Consider the following 9,978-nt stretch of genomic DNA (forward strand, 5'->3'; position numbering starts at 1 on the left):
AAGTTGGCGAAGCATTGGCCAACGTGAAAGCAATAAACAAAGTCATAAGACTTGGTATGCCTGTTAGTTACCGAGTTGATTGATGGGGGCAACCCCATTGGGATCAGTGCGTTAGGTGAATGATTTGATCAACAACGCCGTTTTGCACCAACAAAAATGCAGCAAGCAACCATTGGGTTGCCGTAAGCGTTATCAGTAATGTAGGCGCATCAAGTTCAAACATAAGGTGGACATTATTCAAGGCGTAATTTTACTGTACCACTTTCTCAGTGGCAGCTTGGGGTAATCGATGTGCGCAATATCAATTTCTATGCGTTAATTTTTGTGACAGTTTCAGTCACCTTGTGCTTATCGCAAGGCGTAACGCACAAGGGTTAGTTGCGATATAACACTTTAATAATATGCCAACCGAATTTGGTTTTTATTGGTCCAAGAGGACGCAATAATTCGCCATTGAATACCGCTTTGTCGAAAGAGGGAGCCATATCACCGCGACGAAATTCGCCCAGATCCCCACCGCGTTTTCCCGATGGGCATTGCGAGTATTTTTTCGCCAACGCCTGAAAATTCGCACCTTGTTTGAGCTGAGCGAGAATTGTTGTCGCTTGCGTTTTATCTTTCACCAGTATGTGCAACGCCGCTGCTTTTTTGGCCATGATGCCACCCTACTTGCCACAAAAGCCAGCGATTATAACGAATCCAGTCATTAAAGGGGACTGAATTTTATCTCGCTGAGCCGTCCGTATAATTACCGTGCATTCGCCACCTTCGTTGCCACTCCGCTAACTGCTGGACACGTTTCTTACCACCCAATGGGTTGATAAATCGCGTCATGAGTCGCCAATAAAAACGTAAGCTGTCTCCTTTGCGTCGCGGGATCAGGTGAATATGAACATGGGGGATATGTTGCCCAGCATCATGACCATTGTTAACGACCAAGGTGTAATCGCTCACATCATCCATCACGTCAAACATCCGCTTGCCGATTTGATGTGCAAATTGAAATAACTCGGTATGTTCTTGCGCAGAGAGTTGCTCAAGGTGCGAGGCGTGACTGCGGCTCAGAATCAGGACATGACCTTCGGTGATGGGATAGATATCGAGGATTGCCTTCAATCCATGACGCTCTGCCACACTGAAATGTTCAAGTTGATTGCTGTGGATCTCGCATATGATGCACGACTTGTTGCTTAGCAAACATGGCTCCTGTTACGTCGTAACATGGCTTAATATCCCTTACCCAAACAGGCTAAAAAACCAGCACACATTATTTAGTGTTAAAACCAATACTGTTCGATAAATCGTCTTATCATCGATTTTTCGTTTCGCGTTATATCTATATTTTTCTTTGAAAAGCCACTTCACCAATATCCGCTTTATCGTTAAACCACTACAAAACGCTGAATAAATCTAGTCTTATTCAGTATCTTGCCGTTATTTTGCGCTGAGATTTTCTCTTTTGATGCAAAAACAAGATCTCAGTCACAGTGCAAACACGCCAAAATTCATCTGGCTTTAATAATTACAGCTCTGATGTTTAAGCTGTTGGGATAGTCTGTCTGGTGGCCAAAAACATCGGCAGATGCTTCCACGGGTATAGGAGAGACAGGCACAAAGTGCCAACTCGTCAAGTGAGAAAAAGATCTTAATCACACTCTCGTTAACCACGAGTGAAAGCTAAACCACATATCGGAGGGACACGATGTCCATTTATAGCCATCTTAAGCAATTGACTGCGGTTTCATGCGTTGCTGCTGCGCTTGGCTTTTCAGCCCTAGCCAGCGCCGATACTTGGCGCTATGCGCACGAAGAGTATGAAGGTGACGTACAAGACGTGTATGCACACAAGTTTAAGGAATACATCGAAGATAACTCTGAACACTCTTTGCAAATCTATCGCTTCGGCGAGCTGGGTGAGTCTGATGACATCATGGAGCAAACCCAAGCCGGTATTCTTCAATTTGTTAACCAATCGCCAGGCTTTACTGGCTCATTGATCCCAGAGGCACAAATTTTCTTCATCCCTTATCTGATGCCAACCAACATGGAAACCGTGATCGAGTTCTTCCGTCAGAGCAAGGCAGTGAATGAAGATTTCCCGAAACTGTATGAAGAGCAAGGCCTTGAGCTTCTCAAGATGTATCCTGAGGGCGAAATGGTCATGACTGCCGACGAGCCTGTGACTGAGCCGGCCGATCTGAAAGGCAAGAAGATCCGCGTCATGACTAACCCACTGCTTTCATCAACCTATGAAGCCTTTGGTGCAACGCCAACGCCATTACCATGGGGTGAAGTATATGGCGCACTCCAAACCAATATGATCCAAGGCCAAGAAAACCCGATTTTCTGGATTGAATCAGGTGGTTTGTACGAAGTATCGCCGAACCTGATCTTCACGCACCACGGTTGGTTTACCACTGCCTCCATGGCAAACAAAGACTTCTTTGACGGATTGTCGAAAGACGATCAAGCAATGATCCGTGACGCGGCTGATTATGCCTTCAACGAAACGGTGAAACATATCCGTGGCCTTGCTGAGAAGTCATTGGAGAAAATTCAAGCTTCGAGCGACGACGTGACTGTCACACGCCTGACGGATGAGCAAATCGCTAAGTTCAAAGCACGTGCACCTCAGGTTGAAGAAACCTTCTATGAAATGACCGGCGAAAGCGGCAAAGCCCTTCTTAATCAATTTAAGAAAGATCTCGAAGCCGTTACTAACTAGTTGTCAGTTGTTCAGGCACCGCGCCTTGCGGTGCCTGTTTATTTTGAGGAATACGTAATGACCGATTCCGACTCTCTCACTTATCACTCAGAGCTTCCCGGCCTTCTTGGTAAATTGGACACCCTGATCTGCAAAATCGAGTCGTTTATGCTCGCCGCAGGCGTGCTGTTAATGGCGCTCAATACCTGCGTGAACGTCGTGGCGCGTTTTGGCTTTGGTCAAGGGCTGTTCTTTTCCGGTGAGATAAACCGCATTCTGATCATTCTGATCACGTTCGCGGGGATTGGCTATGCCGCTCGCCATGGCCGACATATTCGTATGTCCGCCCTTTACGACACCCTGCCGTTTAAGGGACGTAAGATTCTAATGATCACTATCGCGCTGGTAACTGGCTTGATTATGCTGGTTCTCGCATATTTTTCTTATCAATACATCGTTTCGGTATACGACCGAGGCCGTATTTTGCCCGCCCTCGGCTTTGAAATCTGGTGGATCTATATTTGGGTTCCTCTTGGGTTTGTCATCACAGGGATTCAATACGGACTAACTGTATATAAAAACCTAACCGCTCCCGATGTTTATCTCTCCGCCGGCGTGCTTGACGGTTACGCTGAGACTGAAAGTGAAGTTTAAATAGGCACTCTTATGGCCCTGACTTTAATGTTCATCATGATTGTCTTGCTCGTGCTTGGCTTTCCGATGATGATTCCCCTTACGGCTGCCGCCTTAACCGGTTTTTACATGATGTTTGGTGGCGTCGGTCAAATGGATACCTTTATCCAACAAGTGTTAGGCGGCATCCGCCCAGCGTCCTTGATTGCTGTGCCCATGTTTATCCTTGCTGCAGATATTATGACCCGTGGTCAATCGGCCTCTCGCTTAATAGATATGGTCATGACGTTTATCGGCCATATTCGTGGCGGCTTAGCCATCAGTACTGCAACATCTTGCACGCTGTTCGGCGCCGTTTCAGGTTCAACCCAAGCGACAGTGGTCGCAGTGGGTTCTGCTTTACGTCCTAAATTATTGCGCGCCGGATACAGCGATTCGTTCTCACTCGCGCTGATTATCAACTCGAGTGATATCGCCTTTTTGATCCCACCGAGTATCGGGATGATCATTTACGGGGTGATCTCTGAGACCTCGATTGCCGAGCTATTTATCGCTGGGATTGGCCCTGGTTTGATGATTCTGTGCTTTTTCTCTTTGTACTGTCTCTATTACGCGACGGTCAATAAAGTGCCGACTGAGCCAAAGGCCACATGGAAAGAGCGTATGCAGGCCACGCGGAAAGCGCTCTGGCCACTGATGTTCCCATTAATTATTGTGGGAGGGATTTATGGCGGTGTGTTCAGTCCCACCGAAGCGGCTGCCGTGTGTGTACTTTATGCGATGATTTTGGAGTTTGGGGTATTCCGATCATTAAGCAGTCGAGATGTCTTTACCATCGCGCGCTCAACTGGTCTTATCACTGCAGTGGTTTTCATTTTGGTAGGGGTCGGTAATGGGTTCTCTTGGATTATCTCATTCGCACAAATCCCACAAACCATTCTAGAAGCCGTAGGGATTAGTCAAATGGGCCCTATGGGTGTCCTTGCCTCAATTTCTATCGCCTTCTTCGTCGCCTGTATGTTTGTAGACCCCATTGTGGTTATCTTGGTGTTAACACCTATATTTGCACCTGCGATAGAAGCCACTAGTCTTGATCCTGTACATGTGGGGATAGTGATCACCTTGCAAGTCGCGATTGGTTCAGCAACACCACCCTTTGGCTGCGATATTTTTACCGCGATTGCGATTTTCAAAAAACCCTATTGGGAAGTTATCCGTGGGACAGGCCCTTTTATTGCGATGCTGCTCCTCTCTGCCGCATTACTGGTGATGTTCCCTCAGATTGCGTTATTCCTGCGTGATATCGCGTTTGGATAACCTAACAACAGGAGTAACTGGATGTTTAAACGAATACTCGTTGCGGTTGATGGCTCTTTTTCAGCCTTGAACGCATTGGATAAAGCGATAGAAATTCAACAACTCACCGGTGCAGAGTTGTATCTTTTGTGTGTGTTTAAGCATCACAGTTTGTTTGAAGCATCGCTATCAATGGTGCGTCCTGATCGATTACAAATCCCAGATCAAACCCTGAGCGAATACGCACGTAACATCGTCGAGCAAGCCAAGCAACATGCGCTTGAAAATGGTGGCGAAAATGTACGTGGTTTTGTAAAAGGCGGTCGCCCCTCTAAAACCATCATTAAGTTTGCCAAAAGCAAAGAGGTAGATTTGATTGTGATGGGGGCACACGGGACGCATTCGGATAAAGACGGTATGTTCCTTGGCAGTGTGTCTCATCGGGTGGCTGGACGCGCCCACTGCCCCACGATGGTCGTCTAACGCTATAATGGCTTTGCTTCACTGCACAACACAATCCCTTACGCTAAACAGAAAAACGCCGCTATTGGATAGCGGCGTTTTTCTATGATGCCAACTTATCAGCTATTGAATATGAAAGTAGTGGCTATTAAGCACTAAATGCACAGCGATAGAGGCGATATACCCCAGCATAATGACAGGTGCCCACTTCAAATGACCAAAGAAGGTGTATTTGCCGTGCGCTTGTCCCATCAATGCCACCCCTGCGGCTGACCCCAAAGAGAGCAAGCTGCCGCCAACACCGGCCGTTAATGTCACCAACAACCAGTTTCCGTGCGACATTTCTGGGCTCATCGTTAATACGGCGAACATCACAGGGATATTATCGACCACCGCGGATAACACCCCAACTAAGCTATTCGCCCAGATAGGATCCCACTGAAGGTACATAACGTTTGAGACCATGGTGAGGTAACCAATCAAGCTAAGTCCCCCGACACACATCACGACCCCATAGAAGAAAAGCAAGGTGTCCCACTCCGCATGGGAGATGCGACGAAACACATCAAAAGGCACCACTGAGCCCAAGCGACGCAACGCCGCTTCATCATTCTTCGCCTCCGCAATCGCACGTTTACGTGCCAATGAGCGCGGTAGGGTGCGACGCAAGTAAAAGCCAAAGAACTGTAGATACGCGAGGCCCATCATCATGCCCATCACCGGTGGGAAGTGAATAAAGCCATGGAACGCAACCGCGGTGGCAATGGTGAGTAAAAACAACACCATAATACGACGCGCGCCACGCTTAAGCTCGACGTGCTCTTGCATTACATCCGGCTGCGTCCGTGGGATAAACAGTGACATAATAAAAGCGGGGATCACGTAGTTGACCACAGATGGAATGAACAAAGCTCCGAACTCAGCAAAGGTCACTTTACCCGCCTGCCAAACCATCAGTGTGGTGATATCACCAAAGGGACTGAACGCGCCTCCTGCGTTCGCGGCAACCACAATATTGATACACGCGAGGTTCACAAAGCGAGGATTGTCACCGCCGATTTTTAGCACAATCGTACACATCAATAGTGCCGTTGTGAGGTTATCTGCAATGGGAGAGATAAAGAAGGAAAGTACCCCAGTGATCCAAAACAAGGTACGTAAGTCATAACCTTTGCTTAGAATCCACGCTTTTAAGCCATCAAATAGACGCCTTTCTTCCATCGCAGAAATATAGGTCATCGCCACCAGCAAAAATAGCAGTAGCTCTGCATACTCAAGGAGGTTGTGCTCAAGCGCCGCATGCGCGGGGGCCATGTCTCCCCATTGAGAGTACGCATACCCGATTAGCAACCAGATTAACCCCGCCGCCAGTAACACGGGCTTTGACTTACGCAGATGAAGCTTTTCTTCTAGCATCACCAAGCTGTAAGCCACGGCAAAAATGGCTAAAGAGGCATAGCCTACCCAGTTCTGGGTTAAATCCAGTCCTTGTCCTGTCGTAGCGGCAAATGCACTCGGCGAAACTACCGCCAGTGCCGCAACCAAACGCTTCATCCTTGAGCCTCCAAGTATTGATTACCTAACTTTTCTACATTGCATAAAAAACCGGCCTAGTCGGCCGTGTCGTCTAAAACCCTATATCGATAGGGGATAAATACCTGCCAGCGCCCTGTCGTGACACGATTCGCAGCCTCGAAAAAGACCTCAAACAGCGCACGCTTTTGCACTCAACGGGTTTTCATAATCGTTTGTTTTGCTCATTTGCCGCGTAGCAGCACAAAAGCAAACATAATATTAACAAATGTGGCGTGAACGTCTATCTTTAAGCGAGGTGAATCGGCAAAAAAGAGATGACATTGCTTACTGTCAAGCTTAATAATATCAACTTACTAGTCGACATACGCTGTCATCGTCAGCAAAAAACGACTAAGTTTGAATAAAAAGCAAATAAATTCAATTGCTATAAAAACAAAACCCATATTTTAACTAACAAACAACATCGCAATCTAACATCCTTGCTTGATCACCACCCATGGCATGCATGATGAGAAGAAGGGAGTCACTATGAAAGCACTTAAACTCGCCACATTGGCCTGCGCTGCCGCGCTGTCTGTTGGCGCCTCTGTGACGGCACTGGCAGAAACCGCGACGGTTGCGGTTTCCCAAATTGTCGAGCACCCTGCGCTTGATGCCGCGCGAAACGGTCTACTCGATGGGTTAAAAGCCAAAGGATATACACCGGGTGAAAATCTAGATTTTAAATATCAAACAGCGCAAGGTAACCCGGCTATTGCCGTTCAAATCGCTCGTCAATATGTTGGCGAACAACCTGATGTGTTGGTTGGCATTGCGACGCCTTCCGCGCAAGCACTGGCTGCCGCTACCAAAGATATCCCAATTATTTTTACCGCCGTTACCGATCCTGTGGGGGCGAAACTGGTCAAGAACATGGACGCACCGAGTGGCAACGTAACGGGTCTGTCTGACCTCTCTCCTGTCGCTCAACACGTTGCATTGGCTAAAGAGTTACTCCCCGAGCTCACCACTATTGGGGTGGTTTACAATCCAGGGGAAGCTAATGCCGTCACCTTAGTCGAATTACTCCGTGAAGCCGCAAATGCTCAAGGCATTAAGGTTGTGGAAGGAACAGCGCTAAAAAGTGCCGATGTTCAATCTGCTGCGCAAGTTGTGGCCACCCAAGCGGATGTGATTTATGCGCCAACCGATAATACCGTTGCCAGCGCCATCGATGGTCTTATCGCAGCGGCTAATTCTGCTGATACCCCAGTGATTGGCGGTTCGACATCGTATATTCCTAACGGCGCCGTGGTGGCGCTCGGCTTTGATTACTACTCCGTTGGTGTGCAAACGTCTGATTATGTTGCTGCGGTACTGGAAGGGAAACCCGTGTCTTCACTGCCGGCCAAAGTCGCGCTCGGCTCTGACTTAGCCGTTAATCGTGCAGCTGCCAATCGACTTGGCATCACGGTTCCCGACACAATTTTGGATCGTGCCGCGCGTATTCAAGACTAGTCAGTATCAGTCTTAGGAGTAGTTGATGACTGCCATTGCTTTTTTTGGCACCTTGGAAGTAGGCCTTATCTATGGCTTGGTCGCCTTAGGGGTTTATCTGACGTTCCGGGTGCTTGATTTTCCCGATCTTACCGTTGATGGCAGCTTCCCGATGGGCGCTGCAGTGGCGGCCACTCTTATCGTCGCAGGCTACAACCCTTGGTTTGCTACCGCAGTCGCTATTCTGGCCGGTGGGATCACCGGCTTGGTGACGGCGTTTTTGACGGTGAAGTGCGGCATCCTCAATCTGCTCTCGAGCATTTTGACAATGATTGCCGCCTTTTCGATCAATATTCGTATTATGGGCCGGCCGAATATCGCCTTGTTGGGTGAGGAAACAATTCTTACCCCATTCGAACAGCTGGGTATTGCACCTGTCTATCTGCGTCCACTGGTGGTCGGTGTTTTGGTGATTATCAGCGGTTTGTTGGTGATCCGCTTACTCGCCAGTGATTTTGGTCTCGGCCTACGCGCCACTGGGGTCAATCCTCGTATGGTTAAGGCGCAGGGCGGCAGTACCGCCATGTACACGTATTTTGGCTTAGCCCTATCCAACGCCTTTGTCGGCTTTGCTGGGGCGCTATTTGCACAAACCAATAGTTTTGCCGATGTTACTTCGGGGGTCGGCACCATTGTGGTTGGCCTTGCGGCTGTGATTTTAGGCCAAACACTGATACCGGGCCGCAAAGTGTGGGTGGCGGTGGTTGCTGTTATTGTTGGTTCGATTCTCTACCGTCTCGCCGTCGCCTTTGCGCTATCTAGTGGTATGTTTGGCTTGCAGGCCTCGGACCTCAATCTGGTTACCGCAGTACTGGTCGCCGTCGCGCTTATCGCGCCTAAAATGCGTCAGCAGTATCAAAAATCAAAACGCGCCAAGCAGGCAGGGGTGTCGGAATGATTTCATTAACCAATATTCAAGTGACCTTTAACCCCGGTACTGTGCTTGAAAACCGCGCCTTACGTGGCGTAAGTCTGACCATTCCAGAAAAAGAGTTTGTCACCATTATCGGCTCTAATGGCGCTGGTAAATCAACACTACTCGGAGCGGTAACCGGCGAGACGCCAATGATCGGCGGAAGCGTCAATATTGATGGCGTCGACGTGACTAAGAAAGCCGTTCATGAACGCGCCACCCTTGCTGCCCGTGTGTTTCAAGATCCGCTGGCAGGCACCTGTGCCTCGCTGACCATTGAAGAAAACCTTGCACTGGCTTATCGTCGCGGTAAAGGACGTGGCTGGACACGTGCGCTCGGTGACAAGCGCCGCAAGCTCTTTCAAGAAAGGATCGCGATTTTAGGTTTAGGCCTTGAAGACAGGTTGAGCGACAGTATTGGTTTGCTCTCCGGCGGCCAACGCCAAGCGGTCAGTTTGGTCATGGCGACCTTGTCGGAAAGCAAACTCTTGTTACTGGATGAGCACACTGCCGCGCTCGACCCTCGCATGGCTGCATTCGTGATTGATTTAACGAAAAAAATCGTCAACGAATTTAATCTAACTGCCATGATGGTCACCCACTCCATGAAAGATGCCCTTGCCTGCGGCGACCGTACCGTGATGCTACACCAAGGTAACATAGTGCTTGATGTGCATGGCGATGAGCGCAAAAACATGGATGTGCCACATCTGCTTGAGATGTTCAATAAAGTGCGCGGCGAGACACTGGCAGACGACAGTTTGCTCCTCAGCTAACCCACACCTACTAAACCATAAGGCGCCCTCTAGGCGCCTCAGATTGCTGACGAACCCCGCCTTTTTAGGCGGGGTTCTTTTTGATAAGCGGCCGTAGGCCGCGATCGCGATATTTTTTGTTA

General features: G+C 48.7%; 10 protein-coding genes. 7 read left to right on the top strand and 3 right to left on the bottom strand.

Annotated elements, in window-relative coordinates; translation table 11 throughout:
- Positions 1 to 374: 374 nt before the first annotated feature.
- Together ppiC and BGK46_RS08260 are read right to left on the bottom strand one after the other, a co-directional pair.
- On the bottom strand, positions 375 to 656 hold the full coding sequence (gene ppiC / locus BGK46_RS08255) for a peptidylprolyl isomerase PpiC (protein WP_069588393.1): 282 nt from the start codon (positions 654 to 656) through the stop codon (positions 375 to 377).
- Between the two features lie 67 nt (positions 657 to 723).
- On the bottom strand, positions 724 to 1,134 hold the full coding sequence (locus BGK46_RS08260) for an HIT family protein (RefSeq protein WP_254659675.1): 411 nt from the start codon (positions 1,132 to 1,134) through the stop codon (positions 724 to 726).
- Positions 1,135 to 1,702: 568 nt separating this feature from the next.
- Between BGK46_RS08260 and dctP the strand changes: the two genes are divergently transcribed.
- The 4 genes from dctP to BGK46_RS08280 are packed head-to-tail and all read left to right on the top strand — an operon-like array spanning position 1,703 to position 5,116.
- Positions 1,703 to 2,725 (top strand): TRAP transporter substrate-binding protein DctP, encoded by a 1,023-nt coding sequence (dctP, locus tag BGK46_RS08265; protein ID WP_069588397.1) that lies wholly within the window; start codon positions 1,703 to 1,705, stop codon positions 2,723 to 2,725.
- A 57-nt stretch (positions 2,726 to 2,782) separates the two neighbouring features.
- Positions 2,783 to 3,358 (top strand): TRAP transporter small permease, encoded by a 576-nt coding sequence (locus BGK46_RS08270; RefSeq protein ID WP_069588399.1) that lies wholly within the window; start codon positions 2,783 to 2,785, stop codon positions 3,356 to 3,358.
- Between the two features lie 12 nt (positions 3,359 to 3,370).
- Complete coding sequence (locus tag BGK46_RS08275) at positions 3,371 to 4,654, top strand: TRAP transporter large permease (RefSeq protein ID WP_069588401.1); 1,284 nt, start codon at positions 3,371 to 3,373, stop codon at positions 4,652 to 4,654.
- A gap of 21 nt (positions 4,655 to 4,675) precedes the next feature.
- A complete protein-coding gene (locus BGK46_RS08280) occupies positions 4,676 to 5,116 on the top strand; it encodes a universal stress protein (protein WP_069588403.1) in 441 nt (146 codons plus the stop codon).
- 102 nt (positions 5,117 to 5,218) lie between these two features.
- Here the strand turns inward: BGK46_RS08280 and nhaD are convergent, their stop codons facing one another.
- On the bottom strand, positions 5,219 to 6,649 hold the full coding sequence (gene nhaD / locus BGK46_RS08285) for a sodium:proton antiporter NhaD (protein ID WP_069588405.1): 1,431 nt from the start codon (positions 6,647 to 6,649) through the stop codon (positions 5,219 to 5,221).
- A gap of 510 nt (positions 6,650 to 7,159) precedes the next feature.
- Here nhaD and BGK46_RS08290 point away from each other — a divergent pair.
- Genes BGK46_RS08290 through BGK46_RS08300 form a run of 3 tightly spaced genes read left to right on the top strand, consistent with a single transcriptional unit; the run spans position 7,160 to position 9,856 of the window.
- Complete coding sequence (locus BGK46_RS08290) at positions 7,160 to 8,128, top strand: ABC transporter substrate binding protein (RefSeq protein WP_069588408.1); 969 nt, start codon at positions 7,160 to 7,162, stop codon at positions 8,126 to 8,128.
- A 25-nt stretch (positions 8,129 to 8,153) separates the two neighbouring features.
- A complete protein-coding gene (locus tag BGK46_RS08295) occupies positions 8,154 to 9,065 on the top strand; it encodes an ABC transporter permease (protein ID WP_069588410.1) in 912 nt (303 codons plus the stop codon).
- Positions 9,062 to 9,856, top strand: a complete 795-nt coding sequence (locus BGK46_RS08300; protein WP_069588411.1) for an ABC transporter ATP-binding protein — start codon at positions 9,062 to 9,064, stop codon at positions 9,854 to 9,856. The genes BGK46_RS08295 and BGK46_RS08300 overlap by 4 nt, the downstream gene beginning before the upstream one ends.
- Positions 9,857 to 9,978 lie beyond the last annotated feature (122 nt).

This window comes from Salinivibrio sp. SS2 (assembly GCF_001722075.1).
Classification (GTDB): domain Bacteria; phylum Pseudomonadota; class Gammaproteobacteria; order Enterobacterales; family Vibrionaceae; genus Salinivibrio; species Salinivibrio proteolyticus.